Origin of the sequence: Zobellia russellii (genome assembly GCF_044597075.1) — a bacterium.
Lineage (GTDB): Bacteria > Bacteroidota > Bacteroidia > Flavobacteriales > Flavobacteriaceae > Zobellia > Zobellia russellii.
The window spans coordinates 604,678-624,866 of the sequence record NZ_CP139000.1; the positions used below are offsets into that span (position 1 = coordinate 604,678).

At 38.7% G+C, this 20,189-nt stretch carries 18 protein-coding genes; 6 read left to right on the forward strand and 12 right to left on the reverse strand.

The window, feature by feature from the left end:
* Window positions 1-15: 15 nt before the first annotated feature.
* The 10 genes from ribB to nhaC all read right to left on the reverse strand — a co-directional run bounded on the left by ribB (window position 16) and on the right by nhaC (window position 10,393).
* Complete coding sequence (gene ribB / locus SJY45_RS02460; RefSeq protein ID WP_400073149.1) at window positions 16-1,146, reverse strand: 3,4-dihydroxy-2-butanone-4-phosphate synthase; 1,131 nt, start codon at window positions 1,144-1,146, stop codon at window positions 16-18.
* An 8-nt stretch (window positions 1,147-1,154) separates the two neighbouring features.
* Window positions 1,155-2,708, reverse strand: a complete 1,554-nt coding sequence (locus SJY45_RS02465; protein WP_289063051.1) for an LptF/LptG family permease — start codon at window positions 2,706-2,708, stop codon at window positions 1,155-1,157.
* Window positions 2,709-2,739: 31 nt separating this feature from the next.
* Window positions 2,740-3,384 (reverse strand): outer membrane lipoprotein carrier protein LolA, encoded by a 645-nt coding sequence (locus tag SJY45_RS02470; RefSeq protein WP_400073150.1) that lies wholly within the window; start codon window positions 3,382-3,384, stop codon window positions 2,740-2,742.
* A 26-nt stretch (window positions 3,385-3,410) separates the two neighbouring features.
* Window positions 3,411-5,801, reverse strand: coding sequence for a DNA translocase FtsK (locus SJY45_RS02475; protein ID WP_400073151.1), 2,391 nt, complete (start codon window positions 5,799-5,801; stop codon window positions 3,411-3,413).
* A 539-nt stretch (window positions 5,802-6,340) separates the two neighbouring features.
* Complete coding sequence (locus SJY45_RS02480; RefSeq protein WP_215439339.1) at window positions 6,341-6,709, reverse strand: diacylglycerol kinase; 369 nt, start codon at window positions 6,707-6,709, stop codon at window positions 6,341-6,343.
* Window positions 6,702-7,208, reverse strand: a complete 507-nt coding sequence (tpx, locus tag SJY45_RS02485) for a thiol peroxidase (protein WP_400073152.1) — start codon at window positions 7,206-7,208, stop codon at window positions 6,702-6,704. Before tpx ends, SJY45_RS02480 begins: the two co-directional genes overlap by 8 nt.
* 175 nt (window positions 7,209-7,383) lie before the next feature.
* Window positions 7,384-7,641 (reverse strand): DUF6952 family protein, encoded by a 258-nt coding sequence (locus SJY45_RS02490; protein ID WP_215439343.1) that lies wholly within the window; start codon window positions 7,639-7,641, stop codon window positions 7,384-7,386.
* On the reverse strand, window positions 7,622-7,936 hold the full coding sequence (locus SJY45_RS02495) for a co-chaperone YbbN (RefSeq protein ID WP_215439345.1): 315 nt from the start codon (window positions 7,934-7,936) through the stop codon (window positions 7,622-7,624). Before SJY45_RS02495 ends, SJY45_RS02490 begins: the two co-directional genes overlap by 20 nt.
* Before the next feature lie 93 nt (window positions 7,937-8,029).
* A complete protein-coding gene (locus SJY45_RS02500) occupies window positions 8,030-8,674 on the reverse strand; it encodes a peroxiredoxin (protein WP_215439347.1) in 645 nt (214 codons plus the stop codon).
* Between the two features lie 237 nt (window positions 8,675-8,911).
* Window positions 8,912-10,393, reverse strand: coding sequence for a Na+/H+ antiporter NhaC (gene nhaC / locus SJY45_RS02505; RefSeq protein ID WP_289062983.1), 1,482 nt, complete (start codon window positions 10,391-10,393; stop codon window positions 8,912-8,914).
* 131 nt (window positions 10,394-10,524) lie between these two features.
* Between nhaC and lpdA the strand changes: the two genes are divergently transcribed.
* A complete protein-coding gene (gene lpdA / locus SJY45_RS02510) occupies window positions 10,525-11,931 on the forward strand; it encodes a dihydrolipoyl dehydrogenase (RefSeq protein ID WP_400073153.1) in 1,407 nt (468 codons plus the stop codon).
* Window positions 11,932-11,984: 53 nt separating this feature from the next.
* Here the strand turns inward: lpdA and SJY45_RS02515 are convergent, their stop codons facing one another.
* Complete coding sequence (locus SJY45_RS02515) at window positions 11,985-12,212, reverse strand: CDGSH iron-sulfur domain-containing protein (protein WP_215439353.1); 228 nt, start codon at window positions 12,210-12,212, stop codon at window positions 11,985-11,987.
* A 213-nt stretch (window positions 12,213-12,425) separates the two neighbouring features.
* Here SJY45_RS02515 and mgrA point away from each other — a divergent pair, with 213 nt between their 5' ends.
* Window positions 12,426-13,436, forward strand: a complete 1,011-nt coding sequence (gene mgrA / locus SJY45_RS02520; protein ID WP_400073154.1) for an L-glyceraldehyde 3-phosphate reductase — start codon at window positions 12,426-12,428, stop codon at window positions 13,434-13,436.
* Between the two features lie 100 nt (window positions 13,437-13,536).
* Here mgrA and SJY45_RS02525 read toward each other — a convergent pair whose 3' ends face one another.
* A complete protein-coding gene (locus tag SJY45_RS02525) occupies window positions 13,537-14,721 on the reverse strand; it encodes a heparan-alpha-glucosaminide N-acetyltransferase domain-containing protein (RefSeq protein WP_400073155.1) in 1,185 nt (394 codons plus the stop codon).
* Between the two features lie 218 nt (window positions 14,722-14,939).
* On the opposite strand from SJY45_RS02525, the gene SJY45_RS02530 reads away from it, so the two are divergent.
* From SJY45_RS02530 to SJY45_RS02545, 4 genes are read left to right on the forward strand one after another with little or no spacing between them, the layout of a single operon-like run.
* Entirely contained in the window at window positions 14,940-15,473 is a 534-nt protein-coding gene (locus SJY45_RS02530) for an NADPH-dependent FMN reductase (protein ID WP_289040037.1), read from the forward strand.
* Between the two features lie 12 nt (window positions 15,474-15,485).
* On the forward strand, window positions 15,486-16,781 hold the full coding sequence (locus SJY45_RS02535) for an anthranilate synthase component I family protein (RefSeq protein ID WP_400073156.1): 1,296 nt from the start codon (window positions 15,486-15,488) through the stop codon (window positions 16,779-16,781).
* Between the two features lie 59 nt (window positions 16,782-16,840).
* Window positions 16,841-18,148: a tRNA lysidine(34) synthetase TilS gene (gene tilS, locus SJY45_RS02540; protein WP_400073157.1), complete on the forward strand. Its 1,308-nt coding sequence runs from the start codon at window positions 16,841-16,843 to the stop codon at window positions 18,146-18,148.
* On the forward strand, window positions 18,148-20,115 hold the full coding sequence (locus SJY45_RS02545) for a cytochrome c biogenesis protein CcdA (RefSeq protein ID WP_400073158.1): 1,968 nt from the start codon (window positions 18,148-18,150) through the stop codon (window positions 20,113-20,115). The genes tilS and SJY45_RS02545 overlap by 1 nt, the downstream gene beginning before the upstream one ends.
* Window positions 20,116-20,189 lie beyond the last annotated feature (74 nt).

The following is a 20,189-nucleotide window of genomic DNA, read 5'->3' on the forward strand; positions in this document are numbered from 1 at the left end:
AAATAAGAGCAGGATCTAGTAGGCTACATACTCCACAATCTCTAGGCCATAGCCCACAATACCAACTCTTTTGGTTTGTGGCGAGTTTGATAGGATTCTCATTTTAGCAATATCCAAATCATGTAGAATTTGTGCCCCAATTCCAAAATCACGGGCATCCATATCAATTTTTGGTGCTTTTTGAATTCCTTTCTTTTGTAGCTCTTTTAACTCTGCCAACCGGGATAAAAGATTTAATGATTCTGAATCTTGATTTATAAAGACAATAGCGCCTTTTCCTTCTTTATCTATCGCCTTGAACATATCTTCAAGTTTGGCATCTGGGTTATTGGTCAATGTTCCTAGAATATCATTGTTGACTAAAGTAGAGTTGATACGAGTCAAAACTTTCTCGGATTTGCTCCAGGCACCTTTGGTCAATGCGATATGTACGTGGTTATTGGTGGTCTGTTGATACGCTCGTAAACGAAACCTCCCAAAACGAGTGTCTATATCAAAATCTTCCTTTTTGGCTATAAGGCTGTCATGTTCCATTCTATAGGCAACCAAGTCTTCTATAGAAACAATTTTTAAGTCAAACTTTTTAGCGACTTGTACCAATTGCGGAAGACGGGCCATACTACCATCTTCGTTCATGATTTCTACAATGTAACCTGCAGGTTGTAAACCTGCCAATCTAGCAAAATCAATAGCAGCTTCTGTGTGTCCTGTTCTTCTCAGGACACCACCTTCTCTAGCTACAAGTGGAAAAATGTGTCCGGGCCGAGCTAAGTCATGGGGTTTTGTGTTGTCATCGGTTAAGGCAAGTACGGTCTTGGCCCTGTCCGAAGCCGAAATACCAGTAGTAACTCCGCCACCACGTAAATCTACTGAAACGGTAAAAGCCGTTTCCATGGGGTCCGTATTGTTATTGACCATCATGTGCAGACCTAATTCTTTACATCTACCTTCGGTTAACGGGGCGCAGATAAGACCTCTACCGTGAGTGGCCATAAAGTTTACGGTTTCTGGTGTTGCTAGTTCTGCAGCGGCAAGAAAATCTCCTTCGTTCTCACGATTCTCGTCATCAACAACGATAATGACTTTTCCTTTTCTTATTTCTTCAATAGCTTCCTCAATAGTATTCAATTGAATTTTCTTTTCCATATCGCTATTTATTCTTCTTCAGTTTTGTCTTTTTTTGAAAAAAGTTTTTTGAAAAAGTCTATGACATTTCCAAAATTCATCATTCCTTGGTCTGCCGTAGCTTGTCTCGTTAGATAAACGCCTAAAGGTAGCATAACCATTGAAGATAGCCATGCTCCTATAATGGGGTGAATATTTCCTTTGTAACTATAATTTTCTGCAAAAACACCTAAAAAGTAATAGACAAGAAAAAGTAAAATGGCTATTACCATTGGTAGTCCTATACCTCCTTTACGAATAATAGCTCCCAAAGGAGCACCTACAAAGAATAGGATAATACAGGAAAGGGCCAAGGCATATTTTTCGTGTAATGAAAAAATATGTCGCCTATGTATTTCATAACGCTTGTTCAATTCTTGTTTCTTTCCTTCAATGGAAGTCATAATGTTGGAAACCGAATTTTTGGCGGAGTTCATTACCTGTACCTTCTGCCAGTCTTTAAACAATGAAATGATTTCCTTAGGAGCCGTTTTCTCTTCAGACTTAATAACATTACTAGTTTGAGTAACTGAATCTATTTGGGCTGCTTCTTTATTTTGTACTGTGTTAGTATCAACCGCAGTTGTTGTCATAGACTTGCTAGAGGCTTCTTTTTGGCGCAACAGGTTCATTTTTTCCGTAGCAGCAGTGTCTTTTGGGGAAAGCGGAATAAAACCGCCCATACGATATACAATGTTTTTTGAAAACGCTTGAACTATTCTCTTGTTATCCTTTTCAATGGAATCCATATCCTTAATCAATCGGGAAACATTTTTCATTTTCTCACGATTGGATACATTCTCTTCTTCAAGATCTTGTTCCATTTCCGGAATTTCAATGTTCATCCGGTAAATTTCAAAATTACTTTTGGCAAAAGGATATTTTCTTTTTTCGGTGCTTTTCTTCTTATCCATGTCACGATAATAATGACCATCGCGCAGAACCAATTGAATAAGTTCCGAATCTTCACTACTGATAAGTTCGCCGGTTTTGGCTTTTATTACCGTACTGTTTACGTTAGTAGGCGTTTTTTGATGAATAATTACATTTTTTAGAAAACGGTCTTTTTCACCATACTTTTCATCTACTTTGATGCTCATGCCCTCAAAGTCGCTAAACACCCCTTTTTCAATAGCTGCGGCAGGTTTAACCTTGGCAATATTACGCCGCATATTGTAGATTTTCTGTTCGGATGCAGGAATAACGCTATTCGCAAAATAAAAGGTAACGCCACCTAGACCTATCATAAAAATAATAAGACTGAGCATAGAACGCTGCAAAGAAATTCCAGAGGCTTTCATTGCGGCAAACTCATAATTCTCGGCCAGAGTTCCAAAAGTAAGTATTGATGCAAGAAGCACGGTAAGCGGGAGTACCTTTTCCGTTAAACTGGGCATCATATAGAAGAAAAACTTTCCAATAATACCCATATCCAGACCTTTCCCAGCAAAGTCATCAATGAACAACCATATCGTCTGAAATATGAAGATGAACATCAATATTACGAACGAACTCAAAAAATTATAAAGGAACCGCGATAATATATATCGGTCTAGAATTCTCAATGTGGTAATATTAGTTTCTTACTATGTAGTACCCGTCGTTTTTGTACTTGGCCTCGTCAAAAGTAAATAAGGTTTTTGACAAAGGTTGATTAGTTTTGAAAGAATTAACGGTAATGGTCGTAGTGGTACCATTTTTACCGGTTTCTATCAGTTTGTAAATATGCTTTGTTTCCGCATCAATACCCAATAAAATGGTCTTTATTTCAGAATCTGTATCAATAGGGGTAAGCTTTACATACTGTATTTTTCTTCCGTTTACGTTTTGAAGGATATCCATTTCGTAATTATGGCCTTCTCTGTAGAACGTTAACATTTTAGCAGGGGTCAGTGCACTGCCATCGTCAGATTTGTCTTCTATGGTCACTTCTTCGTTCTCTGGAATAATGGTATAGACTTTAGAGCCGTCATACAATAGTGTAGTGCCAAAGAAGTTGCCAATAAACTTATCTCCTTGTAAAGTAACCTCGCCACGTGTTTCTTGATTTATACCTGCTTCTGAATTGTTAAGTACGTATTTAAAATCTACGTAAATATTGTCATAGCTTTTAACCTTGGCGTATACATCTTCTAATAGGGCTTTTGCTTTTTCTGAATTTTGGGCAAAAGTTACGTTTGAAAGTAACACAAGGGTAAATACTAAAATAATCTTTTTCATTTTACTGTTTAAGTTAATAGTTCTAATTAGGAGCGTTCGTTGCTCAGCAATTGATCAAGGGCTACAAGGTCAGGTACTAAAACCTGGCGCGCTTTACTTCCTTCAAAAGGCCCTACAATTCCGGCCGCTTCCAACTGGTCTACGATACGACCTGCACGGTTGTAACCCAATTTCATTTTTCTTTGAATCAAAGATGCGGAACCTTGTTGCGCCGTAACAATTACTTCGGCGGCATCACGGAAGAGGGCATCCCTGTCCGCTATATCAACATCAATACTTGTGCCAGAATCCTCGCCCGAATATTCTGGCAGTTCATGGGCATTTGGATAGGCGCGTTGCGAACCTATATATTCTGTTATTTTGGCTACTTCCGGGGTGTCTACAAAAGCACACTGAATACGGGTAACATCGTTTCCTTGTGTGTAGAGCATATCTCCACGACCAATAAGCTGATCAGCTCCTTGTGCATCCAAAATAGTTCTTGAATCTATTTTAGAGGTTACCCTAAACGCAATCCTGGCGGGAAAATTCGCTTTGATAATACCTGTTATAACGTTTACCGAAGGACGTTGCGTAGCAATGATCAAATGAATACCAATAGCCCGTGCCAATTGGGCAAGACGCGCAATAGGGGTTTCTACTTCTTTGCCCGCGGTCATGATCAAATCTGCAAATTCATCTATCACCAATACAATGTACGGTAAGAATTTATGTCCGTCATTGGGGTTAAGCTTTCGGGCCTTGAATTTTACGTTGTACTCTTTTAAGTTACGTACTTGGGCATGCTTTAATAACTCGTATCGGTCATCCATCTCTATACAAAGGGAGTTCAAGGTATTGATAACCTTTGCATTATCCGTAATGATGGCTTCTTCAGAATCTGGTAATTTCGCAAGAAAGTGCCTTTCTATCTTATTGTAGATGGAAAGTTCCACTTTTTTAGGATCTACCAAGATAAACTTTACCTCGGCCGGGTGCTTTTTGTAAAGAAGCGAGGTAAGCACCGCATTTAATCCAACGGATTTACCTTGACCTGTAGCACCAGCCATTAAAAGGTGGGGCATTTTTGCCAAGTCTACAACAAAAGTTTCGTTGCTAATGGTTTTTCCAAAAGCAATGGGCAGTTCCATTTCCGCTTTTTGGAATTTACTGGAAGCTATGACCGAACGCATAGAAACGATTGTCGCATTTTTGTTGGGCACTTCAATACCAATGGTTCCTTTTCCCGGAATAGGTGCAATAATACGTATACCCAGAGCGGCAAGCGACAGGGCAATATCATCTTCTAGGTTCTTAATCTTGGATATCCGTACACCGGCTTCGGGAACTATTTCGTAAAGGGTTACGGTTGGACCAATGGTAGCCTTGATTTGAGAAATACCAATTTTGTAGTTCTTAAGGGTATCAACAATTTTATTTTTGTTTTCCTCAAGTTCTTCTTGATTTATGGTGATACCACCTGTTACACCGTGCTGGTCTAACAGTTCCATTGTGGGGAATTTATAGTTGCCCAATTCTAGGGTGGGGTCAAATTCACCAAAATCCTCCACTAGTTTATCCGCTATATTATCAGTTTCTTCTTGCTCTTCCACTATCTTCTCTACTTCCATAGAAAGTTCATCTGTGGTTTCTTCTTCTACAGGAACGGTAACTTCAAAATCATCTAAAGGTACCTCTTCCTTTTTTAAAGGCGGAATGTCTTTTTTATGGGTGTATGTGTCAAGTACTATTGGCTCTTCCTTTTCGGTCTTTTTAATGGATTCCTTTACGTCTCTAACCGTATCGGATGCTTCTTTCGTTGTAGATTCCAATTCAGATTTTAAGGTTGATGTCTTTTTGCGGAAAAACTGGGCCATTCCTTCAGGAGTAAAATGGAAGAAACGCACTAATATGAATACCAGGCCAAAAAGAAGAATAAGTACCACACCTATATTACCTGTGTAATCTCTTAAAAAGTCGTTCATTTCATAGCCTACAAGTCCGCCCAATAAGGGTTTGGTGTCTGCTAGAAAACCTAGGGCAATAGATATCCAAATCATAAAGATAAGACCCCATATCCATTTTTTTAGAAGCCCTTTTTTCTCCAAGCTTAAGAACAGGTGTAGCCCCGTAATACAAACTAAGACTGTTAGGATAATAGAAGCCACACCAAAACCTTTGTAAACAAAAAAGTGGCTTACACTGGCCCCAAACTTATTGAGCAGGTTTTTGGCTTGTTCGTTTCTATTGGCAAATTCTGATAATAGGCTTTGGTCATCCTGCCAAGTGAAATAAAAAGACACAAATGAGAAAAACAGTGCCATACTGAAAAGTATCAGTAGGCTCCCTAAAATAATCTTGTTCTTTTTGGATACCTTAAGACCAGCCTTCTTGGTGGGCGTCTTTTTTTTGGTTGTCGTTGTTTTCTTTTTGGCCATTATTTTTTTTCCACTGGATGCAAAAATACGTATTACGAAGTTTTCAAAGTAGGGATTGTGAAAAGTCTTTTCGTTTTTATAAAGTACATACTCCCTAAAAGGGGGTTATGGTTTTTTTGATACTTGATTTTTCGCCCTTGAAAGCCCTAATGAAAACTGCTTTCCGTATGCTATTGAACATAGCTTTTTGCTATCTTATTTGTCCTTTTTTGTTTTTAACGGGTTTTTCTGGATTATGTTGTTCTATGGGGTCTTATCGATAACCTGCAGAGTCTTAAACTACTTAATTACGGATTTTGTAGCAGCAAATTTTATAAAGGTGATTGATTGGGGATAGGGTAGGCAAATGCGAAATTTAGAATTTTTGAAACATCATTTAGGAATCATAAGTAGCTAGCTACAGCGATGAAAATGTTCGTTGAGGAATGGTTTTTGGTTGATATGGGAGTCTTTCGTTTGACACCAGTGTGTGATGGGTTTGGCATTGTATAATGGAAAATTGCAACCAAACAGAATTGCAAATGCAGATGAAATAGGGACTAAAATACTTTTGGGATATAGATAATACAGCCAACAATAATTGCTCCAATGGATACAAGCATTACAGCGCCAGCGGCTACATCTTTAATAAAACCGATTCTTTCATCAAAATCCGGATGAATAAAATCACACAATTTTTCTATAGCCGTATTGGCCCCTTCAATGCCTACGACCATAGAAATGGCAAAGACTTGAAAAATCCATTCCGTAGCAGAGATTTCGTAATAAAACCCGGCAATAGTAACGGCAATGGCCAAAAATACCTGGATTTTTATACTGGCCTCCGTCCTAACTAAAAGAAGGGCTCCACGCAAAGCGAAGCCCACACTTTTTATTCTGTTTACTGCAAACGACTCTTCTTTAGGCATCGGCTAAAGCTTCAAGAGCCGCTTTGTAGTTGGGCTCATCTACTGTTTCGGTAACTTGTTCCGTATGAATTACTTCACCGGACTCATTAAGTACCACTACCGATCTAGATAATAAAGAGGCTAGGGGACCATCGGAGAAGGCAACTCCGTAGTCTTTGCCAAAACTTCCGTCACGGAAATCAGATAACATTTCTACATTTTTAATACCCTCAGCGCCACAAAAACGGGCTTGGGCAAAAGGTAAGTCTTTGGACACGCATAGAACTACGGTATTGTCCAGTTCGGCAGCTTCTTCGTTGAACTGTCTAACGGATTGGGCACAAGTACCCGTGTCTACACTAGGAAAAATATTTAAAACCACTCTTTTTCCGGAGTAGTCAGAAAGAGTTGCAGGTGAAAGGTCGCTTTTTGTTAATGTAAAGCTAGGAGCTTTGCTTCCGTTTGCTGGAAGATTTCCTAAAGTATGTATTTCGTTTCCTTTTAAGGTTACTGTTGCCATGATATGTTCTATTTAGATTCGCTGTGAAAATATAAAATTATAGCTAATTAAAGGTGTTGCATATGATAAATGTGGTTTATGAAAACGTATAAAATGAAAAAAGTGAAACAACTTAATTGATTCTTTTAAAAAATCAATAGTTACTTCACTTTAAATCGTTGTAAAATGGGGTGTTCTATTTGTCTATAGAGCCCATTACACGTTGCATAAATTCGTTCAAGGCTTCCTTCTGCGGTTTACCTGCTTTAATACCTTTCTGTACCTCAAGAGCGCCGTACATATTAGATATAAGTTCACCAATAACATCAAGTTCCTCGTCCTTTAGAGAAGGCACTTCGGTCAATGCTTCTAAGGTCTCAATGGTTTCAATAACAAAATCCTCATCGTTCTCTTCAATGAAATTTGTTAAGTGCTTAATTACTGGAAGCTTCACTAATCAATTCTTTTAGAACATCATATTTGTTCGTTTGTACTTGATTTTTAAACTCTCCGTTGGTGAAAGTTGCAAAAGTAGGCAAGTTGTCTACATTGGCCAATTTTCGACTTTCAGGGAATTTCTCGGCATCGGCTATAACGAAAGTGAAATCTTCGTTAGCAGAAGCTTCTTTCTTAAATTTAGGCTTCATGATACGGCAGTTGCCACACCATCCGGCAGAATATTGTACTACTACATTTTTCTTCTCTGCTATGATTTCTTGCAGATTATCTTGTTCCAATTCCAATACCATATCTAAAGGTTTTAAAATTTATACTTATTTAAGTTAAAAAAGTACCGCTTGCACTAATTGTACAAGCGGTTAACTTGTAACTAAAGCAATTATTTAGTTGCTATGTGCAGAAAGGTATTCGGCAACACCTTTTCTATCAGCGGTCATTGCTTCTTTTCCTTCTTCCCAGTTTGCTGGACAAACCTCACCTTTTTCCTGTACATGCGTATAAGCATCAATAAGACGTAGGTACTCGTTTACGTTTCTACCTAATGGCATATGGTTGATGCCTTCGTGGAAAACAGTACCTTCTTCATCAATAAGGTATGTTGCACGGTAGGTTACATTGTCTCCTTCAACAGTAACAACACCGGTTTCTTCATTGTACTGCTCATCAGTAATGTCCAAAATACCTAAAGTGGAGGCAAGGTTACGGTTACTATCCGCCAAAAGAGGATATGTAACTCCTTCAATACCACCGTTATCTTTGTCTGTACTTAACCAAGCAAAGTGAACCTCTGCGGTATCGCAAGACGCACCAATTACCAATGTATTTCTTTTTTCGAATTCACCTAAAGCAGCCTGAAAAGCGTGCAATTCAGTTGGGCAAACAAATGTAAAGTCCTTAGGGTACCAGAAAAGAACAACCTTCTTGTTGTTTTTTTGAGCCTCCTCTAAAACGTTTAATTTGAATGTGTCTCCCAAATCGTTCATTGCGTTTACACTCAGATTGGGGAATTTTTTACCTACAAAAGCCATATGATATAGTTTTTTAATGTTTCAATTTGATTACAAAATTACATCAATATTATGGCGATAAAAGTAATGTGTATTTAAAAAATTGATAGAAGAATAAGTATTGTAGATGCGATGTATTTCATTTGACATAAAGTGTTAAATCGGTAAAATCAAACAGCTTAAATTACCAAATTCTTAGTTTAATAACCTGTTATTTTGATATTCACATTTAAGCGATTTTAAGAAATCTTTATTTTTTTAAGACGATGTAGTCAGTTGCTTTAATTTGATTTGTAATGCAGCAAAAATAAGCGTCATAATTGGACTCAGCCAATTGAAAACGGCAAAAAGGGCGTACTCAGCGGTTCCAACTCCAAGAACACTACTATGATATGCTCCACAGGTGTTCCAAGGAACAAGCACGGAAGTTACCGTTCCGGAATCCTCTAAAGTCCGACTTAAGTTTTCAGGGGCCAAATTTTTATCGGCATAGGCCTTGCTGAACATTTTACCGGGAACAACTATTGCAAGGTACTGGTCTGATGCGGTAATATTCAATGCCAAACAGCTTCCTACAGTACTGGCAAAAAGCCCGAATGTAGTTTTTGCCATTTTTAATAAGGATTTTGTAATACGGTCCAATGCGCCAATACCATCCATAATACCACCAAAAACCATGGCGCAGATAATGAGCCAAATGGTACCCATCATTCCTGTCATTCCTTTTGATGAGAATAGGTCGTTAAGTGCAGCGTTATCCGTTGGTACGGAGGTTTGAACGGTTATGGCTTTAATGACGCCTTCGTAACCTGATTTAAATGTAAGTGTCTTTGCCTCCGTAATACCTGCTACAACATCGGGTTGGAAAATAAGGGCGAATATTGCTCCCAATAAAGTTCCTATGAGCAGGGCGGCCAATGGCGGAGTTTTCTTAACGATTAGAACTACTACGGCTATAGGTACAAGAAAAAGCCAAGGTGTAATGGTGAAAGCGGAATTAATAGAGGTTAAAATGGAATCAATATCCGCGGCCCCTTTCGTTTCAATTGAAAATCCTAATATGATAAAAAAGATCAAGGTAACGCTAACCGTTGGCACTGTAGTGTAGAGCATATATCTAATATGTTCAAAAAGCTCTCCGCCCGCCATGGCAGGTGCTAGGTTGGTAGTGTCACTAAGAGGAGATAGTTTGTCCCCAAAATAGGCTCCGGACAATACGGCGCCGGCGGTCATTCCTAATGGTATGCCCAGTGCTTCGCCAATACCTATAAGGGCTATGCCTACTGTGGCGGAAGTAGTCCAGCTGCTTCCTGTGGCAATGGATATAATGGCGCAGATAATGACACTTGCAGCTAAAAATATAGTGGGATTGAGAATCTGAAGTCCGAAATAGATCATGGCGGGAATGATGCCACTTATAAGCCAAGAACCCGCTAATGCCCCTACCATTAGTAAAATGAGCAATGCTCCGGTGGTAGATTTCAGGTTTTCTGCTACCTCTGCCATCATTTGCTTGTAAGACACCTTGTTCATTACACCTACAATGGCGGCAACGGCGCCTCCCAAGAGGAGAATAAATTGGTTGGATCCGCTAAGCGCATCATCTCCAAATACATAAACATTATAGGCCAGCATAGCTACTAGGGCTATAACGGGGGTGAGTGCTTCCCAGATATTTAATTCTTTGTTTTTAACGATGTTTTCGTTCTCTCTGTGCTCCCCTGAATTTTGGTTTGTCATTAATAACGGTTTAGCTATTAGGTAATATTACAATTTTGATGGGGTTTGTGCAACTTTTGTATAAATCGATAAAGGGTACCTTAAACCGGAAAATAGTATTAATTTTGTATTTCAAATTCAAAGAAAATTTTATGAGTTCATACGATGTGGCCATTATTGGCTCAGGACCAGGAGGATATGTGGCGGCTATTCGTTGCGCACAATTGGGGTTGAAAACAGCTATAATAGAAAAGTACAGTACTTTAGGAGGAACCTGCCTTAATGTAGGTTGTATACCGTCTAAAGCTTTATTGGATTCTTCTCACCATTACGAGGATGCCATTAAACATTTTTCGGATCACGGAATTGATATTCCTGGCGAGATAAAGGTAAACTTGGAGCAGATGATCGCCAGAAAGGCGGCTGTTGTAAAACAGACGTGTGATGGGGTCAAGTTTTTGATGGACAAAAATAAAATTGATGTTTTTGAAGGATTGGGTAGTTTTAAGGATGCTACACATATCAATATCAAGAAAAATGATGGGACTACGGAAACCATTGAAACTAAAAATACAATTATAGCTACAGGAAGTAAACCATCTACGCTTCCTTTCATCAAAATAGACAAAGAACGCATAATTACATCTACAGAGGCCTTAACGCTAAAAGAGATACCTAAGCACTTGATTATTATAGGTGGAGGGGTTATTGGTTTGGAGCTCGGTCAAGTTTACAAGCGTCTTGGCGCGGATGTTACCGTAGTTGAATATATGGATCGCATTATTCCTACTATGGATGCTTCGCTTTCCAAAGAATTGACCAAGGTTTTAAAGAAACAAAAGGTAAAATTCAACCTTTCCAGTAAAGTGAAGTCCGTTGAGAGAAGCGGAGACGAGGTTATAGTTAAGGCCGATGATAAAAAAGGTCAAGAGATAGAGTTGAAAGGTGACTACTGTTTGGTTGCTGTGGGCAGAAGACCTTATACCGATGGATTGAACGTTGAAGCCGCTGGTGTTAAATTGGATTCTAGAGGTAAAGTAGAGGTGAACGACCATTTACAAACTTCGGCTTCTAACATCTACGCTATTGGAGATGTTATTCGTGGTGCCATGTTGGCCCATAAAGCAGAAGAGGAGGGAACTTTGGTTGCCGAACAATTGGCAGGTCAAAAACCTCATATAGATTATAACTTGATTCCAGGTGTGGTTTACACTTGGCCAGAAGTTGCTTCTGTTGGTAAAACGGAAGAAGAACTTAAAGAAGCTGGTGTAGCATACAAAGTGGGACAATTTCCAATGCGTGCCTTAGGTCGCTCTCGTGCCAGTATGGATTTGGACGGGTTTGTAAAAATATTGGCCGATAAGATAACGGACGAAGTTTTAGGAGTTCACATGATTGGTGCCCGTAGTGCGGATTTAATTGCCGAAGCGGTTACTGCTATGGAATTCCGTGCATCTGCTGAGGATATCTCTAGAATGAGCCATGCACATCCTACTTTTGCCGAAGCGGTAAAAGAAGCTGCTCTTGCAGCTACGGATAACCGTGCATTGCATATTTAGACTTCACAAAGTATTGTAAAAAAAATCCCGTCTAGCTTCTAGACGGGATTTTTTTATTTGTGGCTTCCATCACAATAAGGTGGGTTGCTTGTAAGCTTGCAAGTGCAGATTCTGGCGTCTTTATCTTCATCAACTTGAAAAACTAAAGAGCCGGGTTTCTGGTGTTGTTTATGAGAGCCATCGCAAAAAACATTCGTTTCGGAATGGCCGCAGGTACACCAGGCATATCTCTTATCTTTTTCCAATGCCAATTTAACGGGGGTAAACTTTTTATCGCTCATGTTTGCTATTGTTTTGTTTTTAGTTGAAGGGATAAAAATAGTAGAATCCTTTCAAGGGTTTATGTTTTGCTTTCTATTTTGATTCAGTCCTAATAACCTTTTGCTTCGGATGTGTAAAGTTGATACTATTTTTATGGATCCGGTTCTGAGCTGTGGCATCTCCATTCGTAATTTCTATGTAGCTTTAGGTTTTAGTAATTAAAACATTTTTCAATGCATATAAATGACAAGTCAGGTATTACGGAATACACTGCAGATTCTAAGAGGTATGACACAATGAAATACAATCGCTGTGGGAAAAGTGGTGTTTTGCTGCCCGCTATTTCCCTTGGTTTGTGGCATAACTTCGGTTTTATAGATAATCAGCATAACGCTAGGGAAATTTTAAGAACAGCGTTCGATTTAGGGATTACTCATTTTGATTTGGCCAATAATTATGGACCTCCTTATGGTTCGGCAGAAGAAAATTTTGGGGTGCTTTTTAAGAAAGACTTTAAAGGGTATAGAGATGAGATGTTCATAGCTTCTAAAGCGGGATTTGATATGTGGCCCGGTCCTTACGGCAATTGGGGCTCTAGAAAGTATCTAATGGCCAGTATAGATCAAAGTCTAAAAAGAATGGGATTGGATTATGTTGATATTTTTTATCACCACAGGCCTGATCCGGATACGCCCTTGGAGGAAACTATGGTTGCTCTTGCGGATATTGTTCGTCAAGGAAAGGCTCTTTACGTGGGTATTTCCAACTATCAGCCTAAAGAAACGGCAGAAGCAGCTGCGTTATTAAAGGAGTTAAAGGTTCCGTTTGTGCTGCACCAAGCTAGGTATTCAATTTTTGATAGGTGGGTAGAAGATGGGCTGCTAGATACTTTAGAGGATGATGGAGTGGGCTGCATTGCTTTTTCTCCTTTGGCACAGGGAATGCTTACCAACAAATATGTAAATGGTGTGCCGGATGACTCTAGAGCAGCAAAAAATCTGACCTACCTGGACAGGGAACAAGTGGAAAAAAACCTGGATAAGATTAAAAATTTGGCAGCTCTTGCGGATAAGCGAGGTCAAAAGCTATCTCAAATGGCCATTGCTTGGCTTTTGAATAGGCCGGCTATTTCTTCTGTATTGGTGGGGGCGAGTTCTGCTGGTCAACTAAAAGAAAATGTAAAAGCGTTGGATAATTTGACGTTTACGGAAGAAGAGATGAAGGTAATCAATGCAAATTCGTAGTGTATCGTTAAAATGAACAGCGCAATGCTTTGCTGCTCAAAAGAAAAAAATCCGAGCTATAAACTCGGATTTTTTTCTTTTATTTTAAAGATGGCAGAAATTAATTCTTAGCCAAACCAACTCTCCTTAAGAATCTAAAAAATCTACTTTTTGAAAGTTGAAATATATAGATTGAAGTAATCTCTATTTTTGTCAAAACAAATCTTAGGGCAGTGGTAATTCTTAGTTTTATATGCTCCTTATTTTCTTCATAAACAAGAGCGGAATAAGTACAGACGACCATAAACGTTAGAGCTCCTAAAATAACCGTTACAGGGGAAAGGGAATGGTGTAAAAACCGATATAATCCTAATCCTGTAAATGTGCCGTATAGGATAATAAAATGTATGATGTAAATTGATAGGGTGCTTTGTCCAATTTTTAAAATACTCTTGTTTCTAAGTAGGCTTCTAAATAGCATAAATACGCTAAAAACAAGCAGTACATCACCTAGTCTTATGAATAAGTAATTGTTGAAATAAATGTTTGCAAAAAGCTGTAAACCTGTATGTTTTGACGCGAGTAAAAACAAATCAGATGAGTAGGCTATTAATGTAGCCCCTGTTGCGGCAAAAAGAGGAATGGCTATGAAATACAAATATTTCAAGTTTTTAAACTTCGTAAAAACAACCGACAAAAAAGCTCCAAATGAAGCATAGCCAAACCATGGGAGAATGGTAAAAACAGAACCGTTGCTTTTCGTTAGGTAATTGGCAAAGGCATCCGGTAAAAATGAGAATTCCCAGGTCTTGTAAGTGGGTTCAAATATGAATAAAACCAAGGTTGCGCTCAACAGTATAGTTGGGAAAACAAACTTCTTTCGTTTTTCAGTGAATAGATAAATACCAATGATTCCAAGTAAAGAAAGTCCTATGCAATGCAGTACATCGATCAGGTAGAAGGAATCATAGATTTTTCCTTGTAGAAGACCTAGAAGGTTCGTTCGCAATAAATAGCCAATAAACAAGAGTTCAAGCCCTCTTTTTATGCCCTTTTTTACCCTAGGGTTCTGAAGTCCGGTTTTATCGCCTTTAATTAAAAGATAGGTAAAGATAAACCCTGAAACCGTAAAGAATAAGGGAGCGGTAATGCCTCTAAAGTATTTCCAGATAGAAAAAGCAGTATTGGATCCATCTCTATAAACAGGGTCTAGCAATCCATCTATAAAATGCCCTTGGAGCATCATTAGAATGGCCCATGCCCTCATGGCATCAATAAAATACAATCTTGCTGTCTTATTTTCCACTGCAAATACGATCAATAGTTGGCAAAAGCATCATTAAAACTTAAAACTTTGCATTTTAGTACTTCTGTTCGCTGTACTGCTCCTTTGTTAATAGGAGTAACTGTCATATATACTTGTAATACAGTTAGTTTGGATGTTTGCGCTGCAAAATTAGATAAAATACTCGCAATTCAACTCTATTTGCTATATTTTCGCTAAAACACATCTAACTACTAATTATGGCAACGCTATTAGCATTCGCAGGAAGCAATTCCTCTAAATCAATAAATTATCAATTGGTAAAGCATACCGTCTCTCTTATTGAGGGTTATAATGTTCAATTATTGAACATGGTAAACTTTCCTTTTCCTATGTTCAGTGAGGATTATGAGAGAGAAAATGGATATTCAAACTCTTTGGTAGAGCTTAAAAATGACATTCTTAAGGCAGATGGCGTCATTATTTCGGTTAATGAGCATAACAGTGGTCCTTCGGCATATTTTAAGAATTTAACAGACTGGTTGTCACGTGTTGAGCGTAAGTTTTTAGAGGATAAACCTGTGTTGTTGATGTCTACCTCAGGAGGACAAAGAGGAGGTATGACAGCTCTGGAAACCACGGAAAAGGTTTTGCCTAGATTTGGAGCTCAAGTAGCCGCTACTTTTTCTTTACCTTCTTATCAAGAAAATTTTAAGGAAGGGGAAGGTATAACGAATACTGAGCTTGCTAAGGCACACCGCGCTGCTGTAGACCAGTTTTTAAGTAAATTCTAAAGTCTCTTTCATTTGCGTATTTCTACTACGTTCACGGTTTCTGAAATTAAAAAGTTTAAGGAGGACCTATTGCTTTGGGCGCAACAGTTTGAAGAAGTGATGTGGTTGGATGGCAATGGGCACAATAGCAAGTACAGCTCTTTTGATGCTTTACTGGCTGTAGATGCCTTAACGACCATTAAAACTGATAGTGAAAAGGCTTTTGAAAAATTAAGGGAGTTTCAAGATAGGGCCAAAGACTATATTTTTGGTTATCTCTCGTACGACCTTAAGAATGATGTGGAGCACATGTCATCTAAAAATCACGATGGACTAGGGTTTGCGGAGTTGTTCTTTTTTCAACCAAAGAAAATTATCAAGATAAACGGGAATACCGTGGTTTTTGAATATCTGCGGATGGTAGATGATGAAATACAGTCCGATTTTGACTTGATTTCCGGTGGAATTCACGAGAAGGAAAGCATCTCGGTGACGGAAAACATTAAAATAAAGCTCCGTATTTTTAAGGACGAATATTTTAAGCAAGTAGGTAAAATGTTGTCCCATATTCACCGGGGTGATATTTACGAAGCAAATTTCTGTCAAGAATTCTATGCAGAAGACACGAAAATCAACCCTTATAAGACCTATCAAAAGCTAAATAAGATATCAGAAGCGCCTTTTGCATCTTTTTTAAAGGTCTATGACCAGTATTTGCTTTCGGCCTCTCCAGAGCGTTATTTACGTAAAGAAGCGGGGAAGTTAATTTCGCAACCTATTAAAGGGACTTCTAAACGAGCCAAACAGCCGGAGGAAGATAATAAGCTGGTCAATGCCCTTAAAACCGACCCTAAAGAAAGAGCTGAAAATATAATGATTGTAGACTTGGTCCGTAACGACTTGTCTAAAAGTGCCCTAAAAGGTAGTGTGGTGGTTGAAGAGCTTTGTGAGGTCTATACCTTTCAACAGGTACATCAAATGATATCCACTGTGGTGGCTCAAGTTCCGTCAGGCACTAATCCTGTTGATGTAATCAAAGAATCCTTTCCTATGGGTAGCATGACAGGAGCTCCAAAAGTATCGGCCATGAAGATTATTGAGGAATTGGAGGCTTTTAAACGAGGGTTATACAGTGGTGCTGTGGGGTATTTTACGCCCAACGGAGATTTCGATTTTAATGTAGTCATAAGAAGTATCCTTTATAATGCGTCCAAAAAATACGTTTCCTATTCCGTGGGAGGTGCCATTACGGCAAAGGCCATTCCGGAAAAAGAGTATGAGGAGTGTTTGCTGAAGGCAAAAGCTATGCGAGAAGTCCTTGAAGGCTAAGCCTGTTTAAAGATGCGCATTGTGACCTCCAAATTCTAATTCTTGCTTACCTTTATATCGTGTTAGAAGAATTCCAAAAACATATTGAAGCTAATTTTCAAAACCTTGTAAAGACCAAGTTTTTATTGGCCTGTAGCGGAGGGTTGGATAGTGTGGCTTTGGTTCATCTTTGTGTTAGGTGTAAATTGGATTTTGCCATTGCGCACTGCAATTTTAATTTGAGGGGAGAAGCTAGCAACGGCGATGAAAAATTTGTTCAAGAATTAGCATCGAGTAATGATATTCAATTTTTTGTAACTAATTTTAATGCAATTAGTTATATTGAAAAAAATAAAGTTTCAGTTCAAGTTGGTGCAAGAGAGCTTAGGTATCGTTGGTTTGCTGAAGTCATGCGTGAAAATGATATTAAAACCTTGGTAACTGCCCATCATGTGGATGATAGTTTGGAAACGTTTTTAATCAACCTTTCCAGGGGAACGGGTATTGACGGGCTGTCCGGAATTCCGGAAAAGACGGAGACTTTGTCAAGGCCGCTACTTCATTTTTCTAGAAGTCAGATTTTGGAATATGCAAAGTCTCAAAACTTAAAGTGGAGAGAGGATGCCACTAATGCGGATACCAAATATCTTCGGAATAAAATCCGGCATGAAATTGTGCCTTTGCTGAAAGATTTAAACCCTTCTTTTTTAAAGAATTTTACAAAAACACAAGAACACCTTTCGGAGAGTGCAGCGCTTATTGACGCCCATGTTCTGGAATTGAAGTCGCGCTTGTTTCAAGAAAAGGAAGGTGTAATTCGTATTCCCACTCAAGCATTACTGGATTTAAAGCCTATTTCAGCACATATACATGCTCTGTTTAAGGTATATGGGTTCACGGAGTGGAATGATGTGGAAAATTTAATAACTGCCATGAGCGGGAAGGAGATTTATTCTAAAACCCACCGCTTGCTTAAGGATAGGGAGTTTTTATTGTTGACGGAAGTTTCTGAGAAAGTTGATACCGAGTTTTATGCTATTTCGGAAGAGCAAACCGAAGTTTTAGAGCCCATCCATATTACAATTGAATCGGTAGATAGTTTGTCAAGCAAGGGTCTCCACACACTGTACGTAGATAAAAAAGCGTTAAAGTATCCGTTAACGATAAGGAAATGGAAAAATGGCGACTACTTTTATCCTTTAGGAATGCAGGGAAAGAAAAAGCTGTCCAAGTTTTTTAAGGATGAAAAGATTGATGTTGTTTCCAAAGAGCGCCAATGGTTGCTTTGTTCCGGTGAAGATGTAGTTTGGATAATAGGTAGGCGGGCAGATGAGCGTTTTAAGGTAAAGGGAGATACAAGTGATATTTTAAAATTTATATTAAATTAATGAAATATATAATAGTATTTATTGCATTGTTTTTTAATTCTTTAGGTCTTTTTTCTCAGGATGATGACAATCCCGTGAAATGGTCTCAAGAAGTAAAAAAAATTAGCGACACAGATTATGAGTTGATTCTGAAAGGAGACATTGCGGAAGGTTGGCATGTGTACTCTCAGTTCACTTCTGAAGGAGGGTCCTTGCCAAGTGAATTCAGTTATAAAAATGCAGGTGAAAACTATGAGCTTGTTGGTGAAACTTTAGAGAGCGAAACCATTGTTGAGTACAGTGATATTTTTGAGGTAGACGAAACCTATTTTAAGGAAACGGCCGTTTTTACTCAAAAAATAAAACTACTTAATCCGGATGTCAATCAAATTGACATCAACTTTTTCTATCAGGTTTGTAAAGAGGTCTGTATTCCGGTGGATGCAGATTTTAGTTTTGTTCTAGATGGAGGGGTGGCTGTAAAGGAGGAGAAGACTATAGATGAACACAGTAAATCTTTGAGTTCGGCTTTAAAAATCGATTTAAAGAATAAGGAACTTTTAGGGAGTACGCACGAGGTAGGTGAGGCAAGTTCCGGTCTTTGGATGATTTTTGGCTTAGGGTTTTTAGGAGGATTAATTGCATTGTTGACGCCCTGCGTTTTTCCTATGATTCCGCTTACGGTATCGTTTTTTACCAAACACTCGCAAAAAAAATCCAAAGGCATTATAAATGCCCTGTTGTATGGCTTTTTCATTGTTTTAATATACTTTTTACTGAGTCTGCCTTTCCATATTTTTGACTCGGTAGACTCCCAGATATTAAATACCATAGCTACCAATATTTGGTTGAACATTGCTTTTTTCTTGATTTTCGTGTTCTTTTCGTTCTCTTTTTTCGGGTACTATGAATTGACTTTGCCTAGTTCTTGGGCAAATAAGATGGATGCTGCTTCTTCCAAAATAGGTGGCGTAATAGGTATTTTCTTTATGGCGATAACATTGGCCATTGTTTCATTCTCATGTACAGGGCCTATTTTAGGCGGACTTTTAGGGAGCACCGTATTGGAAGAGGGAGATGTAGCTGTGAACCTTTCAGCGGGCATGACCGGTTTTGGTGTGGCGCTGGCTCTGCCGTTCGCTCTTTTTGCATTATTCCCTGCTTGGTTGAATTCATTGCCAAAATCCGGTGGGTGGATGACTACGGTTAAAGTGGTGTTAGGTTTTCTAGAACTGGCATTAGCACTTAAATTCCTTTCCAATGCAGACCTTGTAGGTAATTGGGGCATTTTAAAACGTGAAATATTCTTGGGTATATGGGTGGTATTGTTCGTATTGCTTGCGCTTTATCTTTTTGGATTATTTAGGTTTCCGCATGACGGGCCAAAACAAAAGCTTTCAGCGGGAAGAAAAGTTACGGGATTGGTAAGTGCCGCTTTTTCAATTTATATTCTTTTGGGACTTATAGGGGTTTCTAACCTTAAGCTTTTGAGTGGTTTTCCGCCACCAGCGTTTTACAGTGTTTTTGAAACCGAGAGCGACTGTCCGTTGGGAATAGATTGTTACAAGGATTTTGATGAGGGAGTAGCTCATGCAAAGAAAGTAAATAAGCCTATTCTGTTGGACTTTACCGGTTGGGCCTGTGTGAACTGTAGGAAGATGGAAGAGAATGTTTGGAGCGAACCTGATGTGTATGCTATTTTAAAGCAGGACTACGTTCTTATTTCTTTGTACGTAGATGACCGAAAGGAACTTCTTGAGGCAGAGCAATTTGATTTTAAATATGATACCGGCCGAGTAAAACATATTGAGACCATAGGACAGAAATGGGGTACTTTTCAGACGGTTAATTTTAATGCGGCTTCTCAGCCGTATTATGTTCTAATGTCGCCAGATTTGGAAATCTTGAATAATGCCGTTCAGTACACTGATAGTGATGTGTATCGGGAATGGCTTTTAGAAGGGCTGAATAACTTCGAGGAAAAATAGAACTTATCTTGCACATATTGTATAGAAAATAAAAAGGCCGCTCTATAGAGGCGGCCATTTGTATTAAATAACTA